Source organism: Streptomyces sp. NPDC028368 (genome assembly GCF_055565615.1).
This window is the reverse complement of the sequence record NZ_JBVHTY010000011.1, coordinates 118,193-139,387: the sequence shown is the minus strand read 5'-3', so window position 1 is coordinate 139,387 and position 21,195 is coordinate 118,193. Positions and strand designations below refer to the sequence as shown.

The window sequence follows — 21,195 nt, the reverse complement described above, 5'->3', positions numbered from 1 at the left end:
GCTGACGAACGGCGGCGAGTGCGAGTGAGAATGATGCCGATGCGAAGAGACGGAGCGGATGTGGGCTGGAGCCTGGTGGTGCCGCTGAAACCGCTGGTGCGAGCCAAAAGCAGGCTCTCGAAGGCCGCCGGTGAAGAGTTCCGGCCGCACTTGGCCCTCGCGTTCGCCCTGGATACCGTGTCCGCCGCGCTGGCCTGCGCCGACGTGCGCGATGTGGCGGTTGTCACGGATGATCCGGTGGCCGGGGAGCACCTGGCGGCCCTGGGGGCGCGCATCGTGCCCGACACTCCGGCCCGCGGGCTCAACGCCGCGCTGGCACACGGCGCGGACGCGGTACGGGCGCATCGGCCCGGCGCACCGGTCGCCGCTTTGAATGCCGACCTTCCGGCGCTGCGCCCCGCCGAACTGGAACTGGTGCTCCATTCCGCCGCGCTATTTCCCCGCGCATTTCTCGCGGATGCGGCGGATATCGGGACAACACTTCTCAGTGCGACTTCCGGAGTGGAATTGGCACCGGCATTCGGCGGCGCTTCGCGGGCGCGGCACCTGGCGTCCGGAGCGCGGGAGATCACCGCGGTTCAGGTGCCGTCGGTACGGCGGGATGTGGACACCGGCGAGGATCTGCGGGCGGCGCTGGCGCTGGGCGTGGGCCCGCACACGGCGCGGCAGGCGCCGCGGCTGGCGATCGGTGCCGCACGGGGCCCCGAGGGGCCGGCGCGGCCCGGGTTCAGAGCGTCTGGAGCGTGACCAGCACGATCGTGCGGCCGTCGCCTTCGCCCTCGACCTCGATGCGTACCCGCTGACCGGGCCGCAGCAGGCGCAGACCGCCCGCGTCGAAGGCCGCCGCGTCGAAGGGCAGCGGGGTGCCGTCGTCCAGCAGCACGCTGCCGGAGCGGGTGTCGTCGTCGTAGGTGTACGCGGTGGCCTGCATGGGAGAGAGCCTAGACGGCGCCGGGTGCCACAACGCACCGCGGGCCGGGCTCCCCGAAGGGAGACCGGCCCGACGCATCGCGTCGCCGCTGCTTCACCGCTTGCGGGCGGTGGCCTTCTTGGCGGTGGTCTTGCGCGCCGTGGCCTTCTTGGCGGGCGCCTTCTTCGCCGTGGCCTTCTTGGCGGGGGCGGTCTTCTTCGCGGTGGCCTTCTTGGCCGTGGTCTTCTTCGCCGTCGTCTTCTTCGCGGCGGTCTTCGTGGCGGTGGCCTTCTTCGCCGTTGTCTTCTTGGCGGTGGCCTTCTTGGCGGCGGTGGTCTTCTTCGCCACTGCCTTCTTCGCCGCGGTGGTCTTCTTCGCCGCGGCCTTCTTGGCGGTGGCCTTCTTCGCGGCGGCCTTCTTGATGGCCGTACCGCCCGTAAGGCTGCCCTTGGGGGCCTTCTTGACGGCGACCTCGCCGCCCTTGGGGAGCTTCTTCGAGCCGCTTACCAGGTCCTTGAAGCCCTGACCGGCGCGGAAACGCGGCACCGAGGTCTTCTTGACGCGCACGCGCTCACCCGTCTGCGGGTTGCGGGCGTAGCGGGCCGGGCGGTCGACCTTCTCGAACGAACCGAATCCGGTGACCGAAACGCGGTCGCCGGTGACAACTGCACGGACGATTGCGTCCAGTACGGCGTCCACCGCGTCCGCGGCGTTCTGGCGGCCGCCGAGCTTGTCGGCAATGGCTTCTACGAGCTGCGCCTTGTTCACGTCTTCCCCTTCGGAGACATTGCTGGAACGAAAGTTTCCAAGCTTTTTCGCACGTTAGGCAGATACATACCGCAAATCAAACACGAAACGGGCTAATCACCCTTGTGCCGCAACAAAATCGACCTTCACGGACTTCCGTCGCGGTGCACATCTTCGGGATAACGACCTTCATCGAGGTCTTGCATGAACCACTCCAGACGCCTTGCCGCGTCCGCAAGATCGTGTTTAGCCGCGGCCGTGATGACGAGCAGCTTCCGGGTCAGCGCCATCCGTACGCCCTCCGGGACTTGCAGTGTCCGCACTCTTGCGTGTGCGTCCTTGAGTCGGTCGGCGACGAAACCGTAGAGCTCGAGTTGGCCGTCGCGTTCCATGCGCTAATTGTGCCATCTGCGGCGAGTTGTCGCTTCACGGGGCCTCAACAGCCGCCTTCACAAGCCGATGCGCCCCCTGCCAACTTCACAGGGGGCGCATCGTACGCAATAACGCTTTGAGCCAAAAACCCGAGGTCAGACCTCGATGGTACGCGGCTTGAACGACGGGCGATTCGCCTCGTACGTCACGATGGACGACTCCTCCCGAAGGGTGAGGCTGATGTCATCCAGACCTTCCAGCAGCCGCCAACGGGCATTCTCGTCCAGCTCGAAGTCGGCGGTGATTCCCTGCGCACGGACCTGGCGGTCGACCAGGTCGACGGTCACCTCCACAGCGGGGTCGGCCTCCACCAGCTTCTGCAGCCGGTCGACGGTCTCCTGCGGCAGGACCACCGTCAGCAGTCCGTTCTTGAGGGAGTTACCGCGGAAGATGTCCGCGAACCGCGAGGAGATGACGGCCTTGAAGCCGTAGTTCTGCAGCGCCCAGACGGCGTGCTCACGGGAGGAGCCGGTGCCGAAGTCGGGGCCCGCGACCAGGACGGTGGCGCCCTCGTACCGCTCCTGGTTGAGCACGAACTGAGGGTCCTTGCGCCAGGCCTCGAACAGCCCGTCCTCGAAGCCGTCGCGGGTGACCTTCTTCAGCCAGTGGGCGGGGATGATCTGGTCGGTGTCGACGTTGCTGCGGCGCAGCGGGACGGCCCGGCCGGTGTGGGTGGTGAAAGCTTCCATGGTTCAGACTCCCGCGGGCGTGGCGACGGCGACGTCGGACAGGTCGGCCGGTGAGGCCAGATGGCCGAGAACCGCCGTTGCGGCGGCCACCTGCGGCGAGACCAGGTGGGTGCGGCCTCCCTTGCCCTGCCGGCCCTCGAAGTTGCGGTTGGAGGTGGACGCGGAGCGCTCACCGGGGGCCAGCTGGTCGGGGTTCATGCCCAGACACATCGAGCAGCCCGCGTGCCGCCATTCGGCTCCCGCGGCGGTGAAGACCTTGTCCAGACCCTCGGCAACGGCCTCCAGGGAGACCCGGACCGAGCCGGGCACGATCAGCATCCGTACACCCTCGGCGACCTTGCGGCCCTCCAGGATGGACGCCGCCGAGCGCAGGTCCTCGATACGGCCATTGGTGCACGAACCTACGAAGACGGTGTCCACGGTGATCTCGCGCAGCGGCTGGCCTGCCGTCAACCCCATGTACTCCAGGGCCTTTTCGGCGGCGAAGCGCTCCGAGGCATCCTCGTACGAAGCCGGGTCGGGGACGCTGGCCGAAAGCGGCGCACCCTGGCCGGGGTTGGTGCCCCAGGTGACGAACGGCGCCAGCGAGGCGGCGTCGATGTGCACCTCGGCGTCGAAAACCGCGTCGTCGTCGGTGCGCAGCGTCTTCCAGTACGCGACCGCGGCGTCCCAGTCCTCGCCCGTGGGGGCGTGGTCGCGGCCCTGCAGATAGTCGAAGGTGGTCCGGTCGGGGGCGATCATGCCCGCCCGCGCGCCGGCCTCGATCGACATGTTGCAGATGGTCATCCGGGCTTCCATCGACAGCTTCTCGATGGCCGAGCCGCGGTATTCCAGGACGTAGCCCTGGCCGCCGCCGGTGCCGATCTTGGCGATGATCGCCAGGATGAGGTCCTTGGCGGTGACGCCGTCGGGCAGCTCGCCGTCGACGGTGATCGCCATGGTCTTGAACGGGGCCAGCGGCAGCGTCTGGGTGGCCAGGACGTGCTCGACCTGGCTGGTGCCGATGCCGAACGCCAGGGCGCCGAAGGCTCCGTGGGTGGAGGTGTGACTGTCACCGCAGACCACGGTGGTGCCGGGCTGGGTCAGTCCCAACTGCGGTCCCACGACGTGGACAACGCCCTGCTCGACATCGCCCAGCGGATGCAGCCGGACACCGAACTCGGCGCAGTTCTTGCGCAGCGTCTCCAGCTGGGTGCGCGAGACCGGGTCGGCGATCGGTTTGTCGATGTCGAGGGTGGGGGTGTTGTGATCCTCGGTGGCGATGGTCAGGTCCGTACGGCGCACCTGGCGGCCGGCCTTGCGGAGGCCGTCGAACGCCTGCGGGCTGGTGACCTCGTGCAGCAGGTGCAGATCGATGAAGAGGAGGTCGGGCTCGCCTTCCGCGCGCCGGACGACATGGTCGTCCCAGACCTTCTCCGCGAGTGTCCGTCCCATCGCTTTCCCTCCGGCCGGCCGCTGTGCCGGCCTTGTTCGTCTGTGCGCGGGTGCCCGCAGAAATCCCCTTGACGGGCCTGCCGCCGGGCCCTGGTCCAGGGCCACATCTACAGACTGACGACTTCCCTGGAAAATTGAACTTGCGTTTCATACTGTGAGACGCGAGTATCGTTGCATGGACAACTCTAGCGGCGTCGGCGTTCTCGACAAGGCGGCTCTCGTACTGAGCGCTCTGGAGTCCGGTCCGGCCACCCTCGCCGGGCTGGTCGCGGCGACAGGGCTTGCACGACCCACGGCCCACCGGCTGGCCGTGGCTCTGGAACACCACCGGATGGTGGCGAGGGACATGCAGGGCCGGTTCATCCTGGGCCCCAGGCTCTCCGAGCTGGCCGCGGCGGCCGGCGAGGACCGCCTGCTGGCCACGGCCGGACCGGTGCTCACCCACCTGCGCGATGTGACGGGCGAGAGCGCCCAGCTCTATCGCCGGCAGGGCGATATGCGCATCTGCGTGGCGGCGGCCGAGCGGCTGTCCGGACTGCGGGACACGGTCCCGGTCGGCTCCACGCTCCCCATGAAGGCGGGCTCGGCCGCCCAGATCCTGATGGCCTGGGAGGAGCCGGAGCGGCTGCACCGCGGCCTGCAGGGGGCCCGCTTCACGGCCACCGCGCTCTCCGGCGTACGGCGCCGCGGCTGGGCCCAGTCGATCGGCGAGCGGGAGCCTGGCGTCGCATCCGTGTCCGCGCCCGTACGCGGTCCCTCCAACCGCGTGGTGGCCTCCGTATCCGTCTCCGGCCCCATCGAGCGCCTGACCCGCCACCCCGGCCGTATGCACGCCCAGGCAGTCATCGACGCGGCCGCCCGCCTCTCCGAGGGCCTGCGGCGGAACGGCTGACGACGGCACCCGGCCCCGTACGGATGATCCGTACGGGGCCGCATCTTTCGACGCTCTTCGGCGCTCAGACCGACAGCCGCCGCGCCGCCCGCTCCCCACGGCGCCCGACCGGCACCACGCCCTGGGCCTCCCCCAGCCCGAACGACGGCATATTGACGTAGATGCTCTCGTACGCGCCCGCCGGGACGACGAAGGTCTCGTGCCAGAAGCCGACCTTGTCGCGCCCCTCCCGCGCCCGCCGGTTGAACGCCGCCCAGGCCGGCCGGTGCTCGCCGTCCTGGTCCGCGGCGTACGCCAGCAGCTTCTCCTTCGACTCCCAGTACTGGATGAGGCCGAAATTCCTCGGGGGCGCGGCGAGCGGGCGGTAGCCCAGCAATCCGCTGTCCCGGTCACGGGCCAGCTCCTTGATCATGCGCGGCATCGCCCGGAACACCGGCAGCCAACTCCGCACCGCCCACCAGCTGTTGACCCGCATCCCGATGAGGAAGACGACCACGTCCCCCTCGCCGCCCGCCGTCATCCGTCCCTGAATCGGCTTGCCGCTCATGACAGCCCCCTTCGCCACACCGAACATGTTGGATAGCGTCGCTATCCATGATTGGATAGTGGCACTCTCCAAGTGGGAGCGCAAGGGAAAGGCGGAAGAGAGATGCGGCTGGCAGCGCTGAGCGAGCGCAGCGGGGTACCCACCCCGACGATCAAGTACTACCTGCGCGAACGGCTGCTGCCGCCGGGCCGCCGGATCACCGCCACCCAGTCCGAGTACGGCGAGGAGCATCTGCGCCGGCTACGGCTCGTCCGGGCCCTGATCCAGGTCGGCCGGATCCCGGTGACCACCGCCCGCGAGGTCCTGGCCGCCATCGAGGACGCCTCGCTCGACCACCACCACCGGCTGGGCGCGGCCGTCGGGGCACTCCCCTACGGCCCGGAGCCCGACGAAGCGGACCCGGCAACGGCCGTCGCCCGCAGCACCGCCACCGAGCTGCTGGAACTCCTCGACTGGCGCTCCAACCTCGCCGCCGCGGCCGACTCGCCCGCCTTCGACATGCTCGTCACCGCCATCACGGCACTGCGCCGCCTCGGCTACGCCTGCGACACCGCGCATCTGCTGCCGTACGCGCGCCAGGCGGAACAACTCGCCGTCGTGGACCTGGACCTGGTCGAGGAGTTCGAGACGCCGGAGGAGCAGGTGGAGGCGGCCGTGGCCTTCACGGTGCTGTACGAGCCGGTACTGCTGAGCCTGCGCCGGCTGGCCGAGGCGGAGGAGTCCAACAGGCGCTTCGGCACCGGCAGTTGAACGCGAGAAGGCCCCCCGCTGATGCGGGGGGGCCTTCATCTCTGTACCCCCGACCGGATTCGAACCGGCGCTACCGCCTTGAGAGGGCGGCGTGCTAGGCCGCTACACAACGGGGGCAAGTTTTACTGCAGTTGAGTCCTGTCACCAGGACATGCTGCGCTGGGCTACCAGGACTCGAACCTAGACTAAATGAACCAGAATCACTCGTGCTGCCAATTACACCATAGCCCATGGTGGTTTAGACCAGTACCCCCGACCGGATTCGAACCGGCGCTACCGCCTTGAGAGGGCGGCGTGCTAGGCCGCTACACAACGGGGGCCCTAGCGATCCTCAACGTCGCCGCATCCGGGAGCGACCCGAAGGAGACGGAGTGAAAGGATCTGTACCCCCGACCGGATTCGAACCGGCGCTACCGCCTTGAGAGGGCGGCGTGCTAGGCCGCTACACAACGGGGGCGTTGCAGATAAGCTCTGCGAGCTGGCCTACCAGGACTCGAACCTAGACTAACTGAACCAGAATCAGTCGTGCTGCCAATTACACCATAGGCCATCAAAGCACAACCCCCTGTGCTGGGGGTTTTGTTTGACTTACGCTTCCCGGCCGGACCTTTCGGCCCTCTCGGGCGGCGCAGGAAGAACATTACCTGATCGTGGACGGCGCACCAAAACCGATAACTCCGCGCAACAGCTCGGGGAGCTCGGCCAGGCTCGCGATGCGCCGCACGCCCGGCGGCGGCTCCTCCCCGGTGCCCGTACGGTCCAGCCATACGGGCCTCAGACCGGCATCGCGGGCGCCGAGCGCGTCGATGTCGAGCCGGTCACCGACGTAGACCACCTCGTCCGGCGGGAGGCGGAGCGCCGCGCAGGCGGCCGTGAACGCCTCCGGAGCGGGCTTGGCGTGCCCCAGCTCATCGGCGCACAGCACCGCCTCGAAGTGCGTCCGGATCCCCAGGACGGCCAGCTTGCGCTCCTGGTTGGCGGTCCCGGAGTTGGACAGCACCGCCTGCCGCACCAGCGGCGCCAGCGCCTCCAGGGCGGGCACGGAGTCAGGGAAGAGCACCCAGGACGCTTCGTAGTGCGCGATGTACCGGCCGAACCAGGCATCCGCTTCGTCGTCGGTCAGCGCGATCCCCAGAAACGTCCGGGCGCGGGCCCGGCGATGATCGAGAAACCCCACCTCACCGGCGAGAAAGCGGGCGAACTCGGTCTCCATCGCGCTGCGCCAGCGTGCCAGCGCCGCCTCCTCGCCGCCGTACGCGGCCACCAGGCCCTCGGCCTCCAGATGCCGCAGCGCACCGGCGCGGTCCGAGCCGGTGTAGTCGAAGAGGGTGTCGTCGAGGTCCCAGAGGACGGCGCGGATGGGCATGGCGCCAATCTAACGGCGCGGCGCCCCGTCGTTCAGCGATTCGGTGGCTCGCCCGATGGCGACCGGGTCCGGGAGGGCCGGCCGCCGGCCGGGGCAGCCCTTCCGTCCGGTCCTGGATACGCCAAGGGCCCGGCAGCCGCAGCGGCTTCCGGGCCCGGGGCACTCGTACGGGATCAGCCCGCCAGCTTCTCCAGCGCCGCGTCGATGCGGGCGAGCGTGCGGTCCTTGCCCAGGATCTCCAGGGACTCGAAGAGGGGCAGGCCGACCGTGCGGCCGGTGACGGCTACGCGGACCGGGGCCTGGGCCTTGCCGAGCTTGAGGCCGTGCTCCTCGCCGGCGGCCAGGACGGCCTCCTTGAGGGGCTCCGGGCCGGACGACCAGTCGGCGGCCTCGAGCTTGGCGCGGGCCGTGGTGAGCAGCGCGACCGGGTCGCCCTTCATGGCCTTCGCCCAGGACGCCTCGTCCTCGACGGGCTCCGTGCGGAAGAGGAAGTCGACGTTGGCGGTGATGTCGGACAGGACCGTCAGCCGGGTCTGGGCGTGCGGGGCGACCGCTTCCCAGGCGGCCTGGTCGAAGTCCTCGGGGGCCCAGTTGGCGTACGGGGCCTTCAGCCAGGGCTCACAGGCCTCGATGAAGTCCTTCAGGTCCAGCCGGCGGATGTGGTCGGCGTTGATCGCCTCGGCCTTCTTCAGGTCGAAGCGGGCCGGGTTGGCGTTGACGTCCGCGATGTCGAACTTCTCGACGAGTTCGGAGATCGAGAAGATGTCCTGGTCGGCGGAGAAGGACCAGCCGAGGAGGGCGAGGTAGTTGAGCAGGCCCTCGGGGAGGAAGCCGCGCTCGCGGTAGAGGTTGAGGTTGGCCTGCGGGTCGCGCTTGGAGAGCTTCTTGTTGCCCTCGCCCATGACGTAGGGAAGGTGACCGAACTCCGGGATCGCGGAGGCGATGCCGAGGTCGATCAGGGCCTTGTAGAGGGCGATCTGGCGGGGGGTGGAGGAGAGCAGGTCCTCGCCGCGCAGGACGTGGGTGATCGCCATCAGGGCGTCGTCGACGGGGTTGACCAGGGTGTACAGCGGGGCGCCGTTGGCGCGGACGATGCCGTAGTCCGGGACGTTGTCCGGGGTGAAGGTCAGCTCGCCGCGCACCAGGTCGGTGAAGGTGATCGGCTCGTCGGGCATGCGGAAGCGGACGATGGAGGTGCGGCCCTCGAGGTTGTAGGCCTCGGCCTGCTCCGGGGTCAGCGTGCGGCACTTGCCGTCGTAGCCGGAGGGCTTGCCGGCCTTGCGGGCGGCGTCGCGGCGCTCGTCCAGCTCCTCGGTGGTGCAGTAGCAGTGGTAGGCGTACCCGCCGGCCAGGAGCTTGTCCGCGACGTCCCGGTAGATGTCCATGCGCTGGGACTGGCGGTACGGCGCGTGCGGGCCGCCGACCTCGGGGCCCTCGTCCCAGTCGAAGCCCAGCCAGTGGAAGGAGTCCAGCAGCTGGTTGTAGGACTCTTCGGAGTCGCGGGCCGCGTCGGTGTCCTCGATCCGGAAGACCAGGGTGCCCTTGTTGTGCCGTGCGTAGGCCCAGTTGAACAGGGCGGTACGGATCAGGCCGACATGGGGGTTACCGGTCGGGGAGGGACAGAAACGGACGCGGACGGGGGTCGCGTTAGCCACGCTTGATCACCTTGTTGGTGAGAGTGCCGATGCCTTCGATGGTGACGGCGACCTCGTCGCCGACGTTGAGCGGGCCGACCCCGGCCGGGGTGCCCGTGAGGATGACGTCGCCGGGGAGCAGCGTCATGGCCTCGGTGATGTGGACGATCAGGTCCTCGATCGGACGGACCATCTCGCTGGTGCGGCCGAGCTGGCGCTGTTCGCCGTTGACCGTGCACTGGATGGTCAGGTCGCCCGGGTCCAGTTCGGTCTCGATCCAGGGGCCCAGGGGGCAGGAGGAGTCGAAGCCCTTGGCGCGGGCCCACTGCTTCTCGCGCTTTTGCACATCACGCGCGGTGATGTCGTTGGCGCAGGTGTAGCCGAGGATGACGTCCTTGACGCGCTCGCGGGGCACCTCACGGCACATCCGGCCGATGACGACGGCGAGCTCCGCCTCGTGGTGCACCTCCTGGGAGAAGGAGGGGTACGCGATGGGGTCGCCGGGGCCGACCACGGAGGTGGAGGGCTTGAAGAAGGTGACCGGGACGTCGGGGACGTCGTTGCCCAGCTCGGCGGCGTGGTCGGCGTAGTTGCGGCCGATTCCGACGATCTTGTTGGGCAGAGTGGGCGGCAGGAGCCGGACCTTGTCCAGGGGGACCTTCTGCCCGGAGCGCTCGAATTCGGCGAAGGGATGTCCCTTGATGACGTCGAGTTCGTCGCCCTCGACCACGCCGAAGCCGACGTTGCCGTCGATGGAGAATCTGGCGATGCGCACGGGTTGCCGCTGCCCCTCTTTGATCACTGGCCGGAGTTGACACTCCAGGCTATCGCGGGGCCGCGGCCGTCCCACGCTCCGTATTACGCCGGTACGTCCTGCACGGGCGCGTCCATCAGGACGGTGCGGCGGGGGTTGGCCGTCTGGGCGGGCAGTTCGGCGGTGTGCTCCGGGGCCGGCGCGGTGGCGAGCTCATCGGCGTCCTTGAGGTGCGCCAGGGTGGTGCGCCGCGGGTTGGCTATGTTGCGGAACATCATCGTTGACTTCACTGCCTTCACTGCTTCACGCCTCGCGTTGTGATCGTTGTGGTGGTGATCGTGTGGAGAAATGGGTGTTGCGCTCGGTTGCCTTGTCGTTCTGGGCAACCGTGTAAAGCGTCAGGCTAAGCGCGCCATTCCCTGCGATGCGCTGGAGAAGTCGGCGATCTTCCTGTGAGTTTGCTCACGAAGTGTGCGACAAATGCCGCAATTCCCATGATCAACATCTCTGGGCGAATCGGACATCGACGGATTGAAGCGGATGTTCCGCTCCCGATCACCGCACCTGGGACAGCGCGCCAGGACGGACGACTCGCGGGCAAAAGTCCGTTATCGGGGGTGGAATCCTCTACATGCCGTCACGTGATCCGTACATTGCGTCACCCATGTCACAGCCACCGGCTCCGCTCTTGTTGGAGATCCTGCACTGTGCTGGAATTCCACGGACCGCCGCACGTTTCAGCCGGCGCGCAGGGCGCAAAGTAGCGCCGCGCGGTGGTGCCGCTCTCTCGGCCAGAGAGGGCAGCCCGCCGGTCACTCACGACCGCCATGGGGGACTTGCGGTCCCCTACGACTCGACACCGTCCCGCCGTTCACGCGGAGGGACGCCTGGTCCAGAGGTTGCGACGCTAGTGCAGGGACGTTTCAAGAGGGATGGCAGCGCTGCGGCGGACCCGGAGCTGCGCGGCGGGACAGACCGCGCCTCCTCGCCCCAGCCTGCCCAGAGCAACGGTTCGGCGCCCCGCGGTGACGCAGCGGAGAGCCCCAAGGCCAGCGCGTCGAAGGGCGTAACCGGCCCCGGCACGCGAATATCGCTGCGCAACTGGCGCATCAGCACCCGTCTGGTCTCCCTGCTCGCGCTCCCGGTTGTCGCCGCGACCACCCTGGGCGCGATGCGTATCGACACGCAGCTGAACAACATCGACGCGCTCGACAAGATGCAGCTGCTGACCGAGATGACGCGGCAGGCGACCGAGCTCGCCGACGCGCTCCAGGTGGAGCGGGACAAGTCGGCGGGCCCGCTGGCCGGCAGCGGCAACAGCAAGGACGACGCGAACGTCGTGGCGCCGCGGGAGGCGACCGACCGCGCCAAGCTCTCGTTCAACCAGGCCACCGGGGACATCCAGACCCAGGACTCCACCATGGCCGGTGTCCGGGCGACGATCCTGGAGATCGGGCGCCAGCTCACCGACCTCAACGAGATCCGTGCCAGCGCGTACAAGGACGACAAGAACGCCGCGCGCACGGTCACCGCGTACAACCAGCTGATCGAATCGCTGCTGTCGCTCTCCCAGGACATGGCGCAGGCGACCAGCAACCCGGAGATGATCCGCAGTACCCGTGCGCTGGCGGCGTTCTCGTCGGCCAAGGAGTACGCGTCGATGCAGCGCGCGCTGATCAGTGCCGGCCTCGCGCACAAGGGCGGCGCCCAGCTCTCCGCCAACGACCGGCTGGCCGGCCGGACGGCCGAGGAGAACGAGAAGGCGGCCCGCGACCGGTTCTCGCAGATCTACACCAGCAGCGGCCAGGGCAGCGCCACCGCGCTGACGCGCGGTCTGGACGGCAACAACGACGAGATCAAGGCGGCGTACGCCTTCGCGCACCGCGCCTTCGCGAACGACACCGGTATCCGCAGCCAGGAGTACAAGTACCTCGACTGGTACGACTCCGACTCGGTCAAGATCGCCGAGATGTCGCGGATCGAGACGTCGCTGCTGTCCGAGATGGAGCAGAAGTCGCGCGAGCTGCGCAACGAGGCGACCCAGGACGCGATCCTCAACGGTGCGCTGATCCTGCTCGTCCTCGGCGTCTCGCTGATCGGCGCGTTCGTCGTGGCCCGGTCCATGGTCCGTTCGCTGCACCGCCTCCAGGACACCGCGCAGAGGGTCGCCCAGGACCGGCTGCCCGAGCTGGTCAAGCAGCTGTCCGAGGCCGACCCGCAGGACGTGGACACCTCCGTCGAGTCGGTCGGTGTGCACAGCCGGGACGAGATCGGCCGGGTGGCCGCGGCCTTCGACGACGTGCACCGTGAGGCCGTCCGCCTCGCCTCCGAGCAGGCGCTGCTGCGGGGCAACGTCAACGCGATGTTCACCAACCTCTCGCGGCGTTCCCAGGGCCTCATCCAGCGTCAGCTCTCGCTGATCTCCGAACTGGAGTCCCGCGAGGCCGACCCGGACCAGCTGTCCTCGCTCTTCAAGCTCGACCACCTCGCGACCCGTATGCGCCGTAACGGTGAGAACCTCCTGGTCCTCGCCGGTGAGGAGCCGGGGCGCCGGTGGACGCGGCCGGTGCCGCTGGTCGACGTCCTGCGTGCCGCCGCCTCCGAGGTGGAGCAGTATGAGCGGATCGAGCTCAACGCCGTTCCGCAGACCGAGGTCGCGGGCCGGGTCGTCAACGACCTCGTGCACCTGCTCGCCGAGCTGCTGGAGAACGCCACGTCGTTCTCCTCGCCGCAGACCAAGGTCAAGGTGACCGGTCACGCGCTGCCCGACGGCCGTGTGCTGGTCGAGATCCACGACACCGGTATCGGCCTGTCCCCCGAGGACCTCTCCGCGATCAACGAGCGGCTCGCCAGCCCGCCCACCGTGGACGTCTCGGTGTCCCGGCGGATGGGTCTGTTCGTGGTCGGCCGTCTGTCGCTGCGGCACGGCATCCGTATCCAGCTGCGGCCCTCCGACTCCGGTGGCACCACCGCGCTGGTCATGCTGCCGGTCGATGTGGCGCAGGGCGGCAAGAAGCCGGCGCCGAGCACCGCCAAGAGCGGCGCCGGTGACGTCGGCGGCTCGGCCTCCAGCCGGCTCGCCGGACTCCAGCCGCGCGGTCAGGTCGGCGCGGGTCCCTCGTCCGGGCGCCCCGCGCTGCCCGGACGCGGCGGTCCCGCCGGCGGCGGTGCGGCGAACGCCTTCGGCGGAGCGGGAGCGGCCCGCCGTACGAACGCTCCCGGCGCGCCGGGTGCCGGCCAGTCCGGTGCCCCGCGTCCCTCGCTGCCCACCCGCAGCGCGGACATCGGCCAGCCCCCCGCCGGCCCCTCCCCCACCGTCGCACCGCCCACCGGCGCGCCCCGGCGCGAGGAGCGGCCGCAGCTGCCGCCCCGCGGCCCCGCGGCCGAACTGCCGGGCGGTTCCGGCGCGTCCGGTGGCCAGGACGGCCAGCAGCCCGGCACGACCAGCTGGGGCGCGCGCCGCGAGCGCGGCGCCGTCGACGACTGGCCGCTGGCGCCCCGTGAGGCGCAGGACCGGCCGCGTGGCCACGAGGAGCCGGAGACCACCGGCAGCTTCGAGCGGCCCGCCCCTGGCGGCGGCCCCGCTGACACCACGGCGTTCGCGCGTCCCGACTTCAACGGCCCGCCGCCCGGTGCGGACGGCTCGCAGAGCGGGCGCGGCCCGGCCGACACCACGCAGTTCACGCGGCCGGGCGCGCGTGACACCGGAAACTTCGCGTTGCCCTCCGCAGAGCGTGAGCGGGCAGACGCCGGTGCGTCCGGCGGTCCCGGCGAGCGCGAGGCGGACCCGTTCGAGACCGGTCAGTTCGAGACCGGTCAGTTCGAGACGGGCCAGTTCGAGGCGGGACGGTACGAGTCCGGCCCGTACGAGACGGGTCAGTACGAGACGGACCGGTTCCGCCGGCCCGAAGGCCGGCCCGGCGGCGACGCGGGGCGGCCGGACCAAGGACGGCAGGACGCCGGACGGCAGGACCAGGGACGGCAGGACACCGGCCAGTTCGAGACCGGTCAGCTTCCGGTGCAGCAGCCGCTCAGCCGCGACGAGCTGGGCGACGCGGACGCGGGCCCCGGTGACGGCCGTACGCCGATCTTCGACACCATCGAGTCGAACTGGTTCAACCACCCGGCGGCGGCCGCTGCCGGAGTCCCGCCGCAGTCGGGCAATGCGCCCGAGGCATCCGATGCGCCGCTGATGCCGCGCCGCGGGGCCACGCAGCAGGACACCACTGCCCCGGTGGGCAATGCGCGGGGCGGAGCGCAGGGGGCGCCCGCCGACGCCGCATCCCAGTGGCGCAGTTCGCCCAACGACGAGACCTGGCGGCAGGCGGAGCAGATCCGTCAGCCCGCGGCGGGCGGTCTCACCACCTCCGGACTGCCCCGCCGGGTCCCGCGTGCGAACCTCGTCGCGGGCACCGCACAGCAGCAGCAGTCCAACCAGACCGGTCCGCAGGTCTCGCGTGCGCCCAGTGACGTGCGCGGGCGGCTGACCAATCTCCGCCGGGGTATCCAGCAGGGCCGGCAGGCCGGAGGGACGTCCTCCACCGGCAACCACGGCATTGTTGACCCCACTCACCAGCAGGAGCGTTAGTTGAGTCCGATGAGCCAGGCGGCGCAGAATCTGAACTGGTTGATCACCAACTTCGTGGACAACACCCCTGGGGTGTCCCACACGGTGGTGGTCTCCGCGGACGGGCTGCTCCTCGCGATGTCCGAGGGCTTCCCGCGCGACCGTGCCGACCAGCTGGCGGCCGTGGCCTCCGGCCTGACCTCGCTGACCTCGGGCGCGTCCCGCATCTTCGAGGGCGGGACGGTCAACCAGACCGTGGTGGAGATGGAGCGCGGCTTCCTCTTCCTCATGTCCGTCTCGGACGGATCGTCGCTGGCCGTTCTGGCGCACCCCGAGTGCGACATCGGCCTCGTCGGTTACGAGATGGCCCTGCTGGTCGACCGCGCGGGCACCGTGCTGACGCCCGACCTGCGCGCCGAGCTGCAGGGCAGCCTGCTGAACTGAGGCGTCCGCAGCGCCTCCTTGTCCAGCGATCCACCCACCATGTGCCGCACCCCCCACCGGCCCAACCCGACGACAGTCAGTTGTCCCGCCCGGAGGACCCATGACCCCGCCACCCGCCACTTCCGGCCCGTACGGCGCCTACAGCCAAGCGCCGTACGGGAGCGAAGGTGACCAGCCGCTGGTGCGCCCGTACGCCATGACCGGAGGCCGGACCCGGCCGCGCTACCAGCTCGCCATCGAGGCGCTGGTCAGCACGACCGCCGACCCCTCTCAACTGCCCGGACTGCTGCCCGAGCACCAGCGGATCTGCCACCTGTGCCGTGAGGTGAAGTCGGTTGCCGAGGTCTCGGCGCTGCTGCACATCCCGCTGGGTGTGGCGCGGATCCTGGTCGCGGACCTGGCAGAGGCAGGGATGGTGGCAATCCACCAGCCCGGCGGCAGTGGTGAGGCCGGCGGCACGCCGGACGTGACCTTGCTCGAGAGGGTGCTCAGTGGTCTTCGCAAGCTCTGACAGCGGCTTCGACGGGAGTGCGGCCCGCGCCACGACCTCTGCCAAGATCGTGGTGGCGGGCGGCTTCGGCGTGGGCAAGACCACGTTCGTCGGCGCGGTCTCGGAGATCAATCCGCTGCGTACGGAGGCCGTGATGACCTCCGCCTCGGCGGGGATCGACGACCTCAGCCACGTCCAGGACAAGACCACGACGACCGTGGCGATGGACTTCGGCCGGATCACGCTGGACCAGGACCTGATCCTGTACCTCTTCGGTACGCCCGGTCAGGACCGCTTCTGGTTCATGTGGGACGACCTGGTGCGCGGCGCGATCGGCGCCGTGGTGCTGGTCGACACCCGCCGCCTCGCCGACTGCTTCCCGGCCGTCGACTACTTCGAGAACAGCGGCCTGCCGTTCGTCGTCGCCCTCAACGGCTTCGAGGGGCACCAGCCCTACGCGCCCGAGGAGGTGCGCGAGGCCCTGCAGATCGGCCCGGACGCACCGATCATCACCACGGACGCGCGGCATCGCAGCGAGGCCAAGAGCGCGCTCATCACGCTTGTCGAGCATGCGCTGATGGCAAGGCTCCAGTAGCGCGGTTCCCGGTTTGCGTGAATGGATCTGTGTCCTTCGACACGCCGGCGAATGTGCTTCATAACGTTTCGACAGTGAATCGGCCGGCGTTCGACACCCCTCGCGCATGTGCGGCTTCGCTGCGCTCACAAGTGCCCCGCCTTTTGGCGGGGCTCGCCCTTAACGCCCCTTTTATCTCTTGCTCTTGTGGGACCTCTCCTGCTTTGCCCAGTGTTTGGAAGGCACCGCCCTGACGTGCTGAAATTCGCTGAACTACGGAGTAGTAACGCCCAGAAGAAACGGCACTGCAAGTACGTGCCGGCGCCGAGAGGTTGTTGGTCGAGTGAGGCGAAGCAAGGCGAGCCCGGAGCCGCAGGAAGTGCGGCGGGGCAACTTCACCCCGCCGCCGCGTGCGGGCGTACCGGCTTCCGACACGTCCGAGAACACGGTCGTGAAGCCTCCGGTCAGCGGCGGTAAGTACTCCCCGCGCAACTGGCGGGTGGCCACCCGTCTGAACGCCATCCTGCTGATCCCCGTACTGGTCGCGCTCGTCTTCGGCGGTCTGCGGGTCGACAGCTCGTTCGCCACCTGGCAGGAGGCGCAGGACGCGGAGAACACCGCGAAGCTCGTTCGCGCCGCGCTTTCCTATAGCAACGCCCTGATCGACGAGCGGGACCGCACCGCCGCCCCGCTCCTGGAGGGCAAGAAGGACGACCCGGCCGTCGAAGAGGCGCGCACCGCCACCGACGACGCCGCGGACGCCTTCCACCAGGCCGCCAAGGCCATGCCGGACAAGCCCGGACTCCAGCGCCGCCTGGCCTCGTTCGAGAAGGTCGAGCCCAAGCTGGACCAGCTGCGCAAGGTCGCCTACACCTCCCGGCTGCACGGTGTGCAGACCGAAGAGGGCTACGTCCAGGTCCAGCACCCGCTGATGGAGTTCGCCAACGAACTCGGTCTGGGCACCGGCAACATCACCTCCTACGGCCGCACCGTCTACGCCGTCGCACTGGCGAAGGCCGCCGTCGGGCTCCAGCGCTCCATCGGCACCCACCTCCTGGTCGACCCGGCGTCCCCGCAGGGCGGCAAGGAGCACAAGCTCCAGCTGACCGCGTTCGCGTCGTACCGCTACCTGGAGGGCATCGCCATCGGCGAGTACACCTCCGGCGGAACGCCCGAGGACGTCAACCGGCTGAACAAGGACGCCGCCGCGCTGAAGGCAGCGGCGAAGCAGCAGGTGGCACGGGCCAAGGAGCAGGCCGCGGCGGCCAACCGGCCGTTCCGTACGCCGCCGTCCATCGACCAGATGTCCGCCATGATCACCACCGGCGCGGCACCGGAGACGCTGGCTCTCAAGGGCGTCACCTCCGAGACCTGGTTCACGGCCGCGACCGGCAAGTTCGACATGTACCGGTCCATCGAGAAGGACCTCGCGGACAAGGCGGTCAACGAGGCCGCGCAGATCGCCGACGACGCCAAGCAGTCCACCTTCGTCGACTCCGCCATCGTGCTGGCCGCCCTGATCATCGCGTTCGTCGTGGCCGGTCTGATGGCCCGCCGGATGAGCCGGAACATGCGCCAGCTGCGGACCGCCGCCTTCAGCGTCGCCGAGCAGCGGCTGCCGATGCTGGTCGACCAGCTCTCGCGGACCGATCCCGGCCGGGTCGACACCCGTGTACAGCCGATCCCGATCTCCACGACCGACGAGATCGGCGAGGTCGCCCGCGCCTTCGACCAGGTGCACCGCGAGGCCGTCCGGCTCGCCGCCGAGCAGGCGCTGCTGCGGGGCAACGTCAACGCGATCTTCACCAACCTCTCGAGCCGAAACCAGGGCCTGATCGAGCGGCAGCTGACGCTGATCACCGACCTGGAGAACAACGAGGCGGACCCGGACCAGCTGGAGAACCTCTTCCGGCTCGACCACCTCGCCACGCGTATGCGCCGTAATGGCGAGAACCTCCTGATCCTCGCCGGCGAGGACCCCGGCCGCCGCTGGAACCAGCCGGTGCCGCTGGTGGACGTGCTGCGCGCGGCGACCAGTGAGGTCGAGTCGTACGAGCGAATAGAGCTCACCGGCGTCCCCGAGAGCGAGATCCACGGCACCGCCGTCACCGACCTCGTGCACCTGCTGTCCGAGCTGCTGGAGAACGCCACGACGTTCTCCTCGCCGCAGACCAAGGTGCGGGTGGCCGCGACCCGGCTGCCCGACGGCCGGGTGATGATCGAGATCCACGACAAGGGCATCGGGCTGACCCCCGAGGACTTCGCGGACATCAACCACAAGCTGGCCAACCCGCCGAGTGTGGACGCCGCGGTCTCCCAGCGGATGGGCCTGTTCGTGGTCGGCCGGCTGGCCGACCGGCACGGGATCCGGGTCCAGCTGCGCCCCTCGGGCGAGCAGGCCGGCACCACCTCGCTGGTCATGCTGCCCGACGCGATCACCCACGGTGGTGGCGGCGAGGACCGGTACGAGGACGACTTCACGGTCTCCCGGATCGTCCCCGAGCACCAGCACCAGCACGCACCGTACGAGGACCATCAGCGCACCGCCGCCGATCTGGGCTTCGACGACGGCGGCTACAGCCAGGCGGACGACTCCGCCGAGCTGGACCCGGTGGGCCGCTCGCTGCTCCGTGAGGAGCGCCGTGCGGCTCTGGAGGCCCAGGCGGGCGGCCACCAGGCCCCCGGCTTCGAGCCCACCGGGTTCGAGGGCGGCGGGTTCGAGGGCGGCGGCTTCGACGGCAACGGCTTCCAGGGCGGCGACCGTCCGCTCTTCCGCGACGAGACGCCGGCCGGTTCGGGCGACGCCTTCCCGGGCTTCCCGGACCAGGCTTACCCGGACCAGGCGTACTCTGACCAGGCATATGCGGAAGGCGATCAGCCGCTCTACGACGACCGGTCGCACGGCAGCCTGGCGTTCGGTGCGCCGGGCCCCGCGCAGACCACCGGCCAGCACCCGTACGTCCCGGAGGAAACGGCCAAGCCGGACGAGAGGCCCGAACGCCCCGCGTTCGACGGCTACTTCGGGACCGAAGCGGAATCTGACCGGAATATAACTGCCGCTCCCGCTGATGCGTCCGAGCGCGTAACATTCGAGCGTCCGGGCCCCTCCTCGAGCGACTCCCACACGCTGACCAACGCCGGCCTTCCGCGCCGCGGAGGCCGTGGCCAGCAGTCACCGCAGGCTCAGCAGCAGTGGCAGGAGCAGCCCGAGGAGCCGGTGACGCCCCCGCAGCAGGGGAGCGCACCGGTCAACGGCCAGGACGGCTCCGAATGGCGCAGCTCCAACGACGAGCGCTGGGAGCGGGCGGAGCGGCTGCGCGAGCCGAAGGCGGGCGGGGTCACAGCCTCCGGCCTCCCCCGGCGGGTGCCCAAGGCCAACCTGGTCGAAGGCGCGGCGGAGCAGACCCCGCAGGGCGGCCCACAGGTCTCCCGTGCCCCGGAGGACATTCGCGGCAGGCTGAGCAATCTGCGCCGTGGTGTCCAGCAGGGACGCAATGCGGGCGCGGAACCCCAGAATGACCAACAGGGCTTCGGCCCCGGCAGCACCTACGATCAGGAGCGTTAGTGTGAGCCCGATGAGCCAGGCGGCGCAGAATCTGAACTGGTTGATCACCAACTTCGTGGACAACACCCCTGGGGTGTCCCACACGGTCGTGGTCTCCGCGGACGGACTCCTCCTCGCCATGTCCGAGGGGTTCCCTCGTGACAGAGCCGACCAGTTGGCGGCGGTGGCCTCCGGGCTGACGTCGCTGACTGCCGGCGCCTCCCGCATCTTCGAGGGCGGGAGCGTGAACCAGACGGTGGTGGAGATGGAGCGCGGCTTCCTCTTCATCATGTCGGTCTCGGACGGATCGTCGCTGGCCGTTCTCGCACACCCCGAGTGCGACATCGGCCTCGTCGGTTACGAGATGGCCCTGCTGGTCGATCGCGCGGGCACGGTGCTCACGCCCGATCTGCGTGCCGAACTGCAGGGCAGCCTTCTCAACTAACAGACAGGCAGTGCGTTTCCCGCCACCGCGCCTTATGGTTCGGTGGCGCGACCGGCGTCAGATTGGCAAGTTGGAGGAGGAGACGTGGCAACGCCCCCTAGCGGATACCCGTACGGTTCCGGGCAGCAGTCCGGGCCCCAGGGCGAGACCCATAACAACCGCTTCAACTTTCCGTCTGCGCCGAGCCGCAGGCCGCAGCGGTCCGAACCACCGCGGCCGCCGCAGCACCAGCAGCAGCCGCCGCAGCGGCCGTACGACTCCCAGCCGTACGAGCCGTCGCCGTACGACCAGCCGCAGGCGCCCCGCATCCAGCCGGTGCAGCCGCAGCGGCGCGCGCCGGAGCCCGCCCCCACCGGGGGTGCGCACAATCCGCTCGTGCGCCCGTACGCCATGACCGGGGGCCGGACCCGGCCGCGCTACCAGCTCGCCATCGAGGCGCTGGTCAGCACGACCGCCGACCCCTCGCGACTGCAGGGCCAGCTGCCGGAGCACCAGCGCATCTGCCACCTCTGCCGTGAGATCAAATCAGTGGCTGAGATCTCGGCCCTGCTCTCCATCCCCCTCGGCGTCGCCCGGATCCTCGTCGCCGACCTGGCGGAGGCCGGACTCGTCGCCATCCATCAGCCCGGCGGGGACGAGACCGCCGGCGGACAGCCAGATGTGACACTGCTCGAAAGGGTGCTCAGTGGACTTCGCAAGCTCTAGCGGTGCAGCCCGCTCCACCACCTCCGCGAAGATCGTGGTGGCGGGCGGCTTCGGCGTGGGCAAGACCACGTTCGTCGGGGCCGTCTCAGAGATCAATCCGCTGCGTACCGAAGCCGTGATGACCTCCGCCTCGGCGGGGATCGACGACCTCACGCACGCGCCGGACAAGACGACCACGACCGTGGCGATGGACTTCGGCCGGATCACGCTGGACCAGGACCTGATCCTGTACCTCTTCGGTACGCCCGGTCAGGACCGCTTCTGGTTCATG

Annotated in this window: 21 protein-coding genes and 5 tRNA genes; 11 read left to right on the top strand and 15 right to left on the bottom strand. The window is 69.6% G+C overall.

Translation table 11 applies throughout. The features are described 5' to 3' along the window. Positions 1–39 precede the first annotated feature (39 nt). On the top strand, positions 40–747 hold the full coding sequence (cofC, locus tag ACZ4S3_RS25115) for a 2-phospho-L-lactate guanylyltransferase (RefSeq protein WP_467938068.1): 708 nt from the start codon (positions 40–42) through the stop codon (positions 745–747). Here cofC and ACZ4S3_RS25110 read toward each other — a convergent pair. The 5 genes from ACZ4S3_RS25110 to leuC form a co-directional block, all read right to left on the bottom strand. Next, positions 728–931, bottom strand: a complete 204-nt coding sequence (locus ACZ4S3_RS25110) for a hypothetical protein (RefSeq protein WP_467937796.1) — start codon at positions 929–931, stop codon at positions 728–730. The genes cofC and ACZ4S3_RS25110 overlap by 20 nt on opposite strands. Before the next feature lie 93 nt (positions 932–1,024). Further along, on the bottom strand, positions 1,025–1,678 hold the full coding sequence (locus ACZ4S3_RS25105; RefSeq protein WP_467937794.1) for an HU family DNA-binding protein: 654 nt from the start codon (positions 1,676–1,678) through the stop codon (positions 1,025–1,027). Positions 1,679–1,803: 125 nt separating this feature from the next. After that, positions 1,804–2,049, bottom strand: a complete 246-nt coding sequence (locus tag ACZ4S3_RS25100) for an SCO5555 family protein (protein WP_030071770.1) — start codon at positions 2,047–2,049, stop codon at positions 1,804–1,806. Positions 2,050–2,184: 135 nt separating this feature from the next. Continuing rightward, on the bottom strand, positions 2,185–2,778 hold the full coding sequence (leuD, locus tag ACZ4S3_RS25095) for a 3-isopropylmalate dehydratase small subunit (protein ID WP_467937792.1): 594 nt from the start codon (positions 2,776–2,778) through the stop codon (positions 2,185–2,187). Between the two features lie 3 nt (positions 2,779–2,781). Further along, entirely contained in the window at positions 2,782–4,212 is a 1,431-nt protein-coding gene (leuC, locus tag ACZ4S3_RS25090; RefSeq protein WP_467937790.1) for a 3-isopropylmalate dehydratase large subunit, read from the bottom strand. A 175-nt stretch (positions 4,213–4,387) separates the two neighbouring features. Here leuC and ndgR point away from each other — a divergent pair, with 175 nt between their 5' ends. Further along, positions 4,388–5,104, top strand: coding sequence for an IclR family transcriptional regulator NdgR (gene ndgR, locus ACZ4S3_RS25085; RefSeq protein WP_088800245.1), 717 nt, complete (start codon positions 4,388–4,390; stop codon positions 5,102–5,104). A 64-nt stretch (positions 5,105–5,168) separates the two neighbouring features. Here the strand turns inward: ndgR and ACZ4S3_RS25080 are convergent, their stop codons facing one another. Continuing rightward, positions 5,169–5,651 (bottom strand): DUF4188 domain-containing protein, encoded by a 483-nt coding sequence (locus ACZ4S3_RS25080; RefSeq protein WP_467937788.1) that lies wholly within the window; start codon positions 5,649–5,651, stop codon positions 5,169–5,171. 102 nt (positions 5,652–5,753) lie between these two features. Between ACZ4S3_RS25080 and ACZ4S3_RS25075 the strand changes: the two genes are divergently transcribed. Next, on the top strand, positions 5,754–6,401 hold the full coding sequence (locus tag ACZ4S3_RS25075) for a MerR family transcriptional regulator (RefSeq protein ID WP_467937787.1): 648 nt from the start codon (positions 5,754–5,756) through the stop codon (positions 6,399–6,401). Positions 6,402–6,445: 44 nt separating this feature from the next. Here the strand turns inward: ACZ4S3_RS25075 and ACZ4S3_RS25070 are convergent. From ACZ4S3_RS25070 to ACZ4S3_RS25030, 9 genes are all read right to left on the bottom strand, one after another. Continuing rightward, a tRNA-Glu gene (locus ACZ4S3_RS25070) sits at positions 6,446–6,518 on the bottom strand. Positions 6,519–6,560: 42 nt separating this feature from the next. After that, positions 6,561–6,632, bottom strand: a tRNA-Gln gene (locus ACZ4S3_RS25065). Positions 6,633–6,648: 16 nt separating this feature from the next. Then, a tRNA-Glu gene (locus tag ACZ4S3_RS25060) sits at positions 6,649–6,721 on the bottom strand. Positions 6,722–6,785: 64 nt separating this feature from the next. Beyond that, positions 6,786–6,858, bottom strand: a tRNA-Glu gene (locus ACZ4S3_RS25055). 21 nt (positions 6,859–6,879) lie between these two features. Continuing rightward, a tRNA-Gln gene (locus ACZ4S3_RS25050) sits at positions 6,880–6,951 on the bottom strand. 90 nt (positions 6,952–7,041) lie between these two features. Continuing rightward, positions 7,042–7,767: an HAD family hydrolase gene (locus ACZ4S3_RS25045; RefSeq protein ID WP_467937785.1), complete on the bottom strand. Its 726-nt coding sequence runs from the start codon at positions 7,765–7,767 to the stop codon at positions 7,042–7,044. A 173-nt stretch (positions 7,768–7,940) separates the two neighbouring features. Further along, on the bottom strand, positions 7,941–9,422 hold the full coding sequence (gene gltX, locus ACZ4S3_RS25040) for a glutamate--tRNA ligase (protein WP_467937783.1): 1,482 nt from the start codon (positions 9,420–9,422) through the stop codon (positions 7,941–7,943). Further along, positions 9,415–10,176 carry a fumarylacetoacetate hydrolase family protein gene (locus ACZ4S3_RS25035; protein WP_467937781.1) on the bottom strand — a complete coding sequence of 254 codons (762 nt, stop codon included), beginning with the start codon at positions 10,174–10,176 and terminating at the stop codon, positions 9,415–9,417. Before ACZ4S3_RS25035 ends, gltX begins: the two co-directional genes overlap by 8 nt. Positions 10,177–10,259: 83 nt before the next feature. Continuing rightward, on the bottom strand, positions 10,260–10,445 hold the full coding sequence (locus ACZ4S3_RS25030; RefSeq protein ID WP_467937779.1) for a hypothetical protein: 186 nt from the start codon (positions 10,443–10,445) through the stop codon (positions 10,260–10,262). A 620-nt stretch (positions 10,446–11,065) separates the two neighbouring features. Between ACZ4S3_RS25030 and ACZ4S3_RS25025 the strand changes: the two genes are divergently transcribed. From ACZ4S3_RS25025 to ACZ4S3_RS24990, 8 genes are all read left to right on the top strand, one after another. Then, positions 11,066–14,743, top strand: a complete 3,678-nt coding sequence (locus tag ACZ4S3_RS25025) for a nitrate- and nitrite sensing domain-containing protein (RefSeq protein WP_467937777.1) — start codon at positions 11,066–11,068, stop codon at positions 14,741–14,743. Positions 14,744–14,752: 9 nt separating this feature from the next. Next, on the top strand, positions 14,753–15,166 hold the full coding sequence (locus ACZ4S3_RS25020) for a roadblock/LC7 domain-containing protein (protein WP_362706796.1): 414 nt from the start codon (positions 14,753–14,755) through the stop codon (positions 15,164–15,166). A 100-nt stretch (positions 15,167–15,266) separates the two neighbouring features. Continuing rightward, entirely contained in the window at positions 15,267–15,677 is a 411-nt protein-coding gene (locus ACZ4S3_RS25015; RefSeq protein WP_030087818.1) for a DUF742 domain-containing protein, read from the top strand. Then, positions 15,658–16,251, top strand: a complete 594-nt coding sequence (locus ACZ4S3_RS25010; RefSeq protein WP_467937776.1) for a GTP-binding protein — start codon at positions 15,658–15,660, stop codon at positions 16,249–16,251. The genes ACZ4S3_RS25015 and ACZ4S3_RS25010 overlap by 20 nt, the downstream gene beginning before the upstream one ends. Before the next feature lie 322 nt (positions 16,252–16,573). After that, complete coding sequence (locus ACZ4S3_RS25005) at positions 16,574–19,795, top strand: sensor histidine kinase (protein ID WP_467937774.1); 3,222 nt, start codon at positions 16,574–16,576, stop codon at positions 19,793–19,795. Between the two features lie 10 nt (positions 19,796–19,805). Further along, positions 19,806–20,219, top strand: coding sequence for a roadblock/LC7 domain-containing protein (locus tag ACZ4S3_RS25000; RefSeq protein ID WP_136742879.1), 414 nt, complete (start codon positions 19,806–19,808; stop codon positions 20,217–20,219). A gap of 84 nt (positions 20,220–20,303) precedes the next feature. After that, positions 20,304–20,924: a DUF742 domain-containing protein gene (locus ACZ4S3_RS24995; RefSeq protein ID WP_467937772.1), complete on the top strand. Its 621-nt coding sequence runs from the start codon at positions 20,304–20,306 to the stop codon at positions 20,922–20,924. Continuing rightward, on the top strand, positions 20,905–21,195 hold a 291-nt coding region (locus tag ACZ4S3_RS24990; protein WP_352308898.1), incomplete at its 3' end, for a GTP-binding protein. The genes ACZ4S3_RS24995 and ACZ4S3_RS24990, both read left to right, overlap by 20 nt.

Bases quoted from the DNA above. Each gene is read 5' to 3' on its own strand.
- cofC (WP_467938068.1), top strand. From the start codon at position 40: ATGCGAAGAGACGGAGCGGATGTGGGCTGGAGCCTGGTGGTGCCGCTG.
- ACZ4S3_RS25110 (WP_467937796.1), bottom strand. From the start codon at position 931: ATGCAGGCCACCGCGTACACCTACGACGACGACACCCGCTCCGGCAGC.
- ACZ4S3_RS25100 (WP_030071770.1), bottom strand. From the start codon at position 2,049: ATGGAACGCGACGGCCAACTCGAGCTCTACGGTTTCGTCGCCGACCGA.
- leuD (WP_467937792.1), bottom strand. From the start codon at position 2,778: ATGGAAGCTTTCACCACCCACACCGGCCGGGCCGTCCCGCTGCGCCGC.
- leuC (WP_467937790.1), bottom strand. From the start codon at position 4,212: ATGGGACGGACACTCGCGGAGAAGGTCTGGGACGACCATGTCGTCCGG.
- ndgR (WP_088800245.1), top strand. From the start codon at position 4,388: ATGGACAACTCTAGCGGCGTCGGCGTTCTCGACAAGGCGGCTCTCGTA.
- ACZ4S3_RS25080 (WP_467937788.1), bottom strand. From the start codon at position 5,651: ATGAGCGGCAAGCCGATTCAGGGACGGATGACGGCGGGCGGCGAGGGG.
- ACZ4S3_RS25075 (WP_467937787.1), top strand. From the start codon at position 5,754: ATGCGGCTGGCAGCGCTGAGCGAGCGCAGCGGGGTACCCACCCCGACG.
- ACZ4S3_RS25045 (WP_467937785.1), bottom strand. From the start codon at position 7,767: ATGCCCATCCGCGCCGTCCTCTGGGACCTCGACGACACCCTCTTCGAC.
- ACZ4S3_RS25020 (WP_362706796.1), top strand. From the start codon at position 14,753: ATGAGCCAGGCGGCGCAGAATCTGAACTGGTTGATCACCAACTTCGTG.
- ACZ4S3_RS25015 (WP_030087818.1), top strand. From the start codon at position 15,267: ATGACCCCGCCACCCGCCACTTCCGGCCCGTACGGCGCCTACAGCCAA.
- ACZ4S3_RS25000 (WP_136742879.1), top strand. From the start codon at position 19,806: ATGAGCCAGGCGGCGCAGAATCTGAACTGGTTGATCACCAACTTCGTG.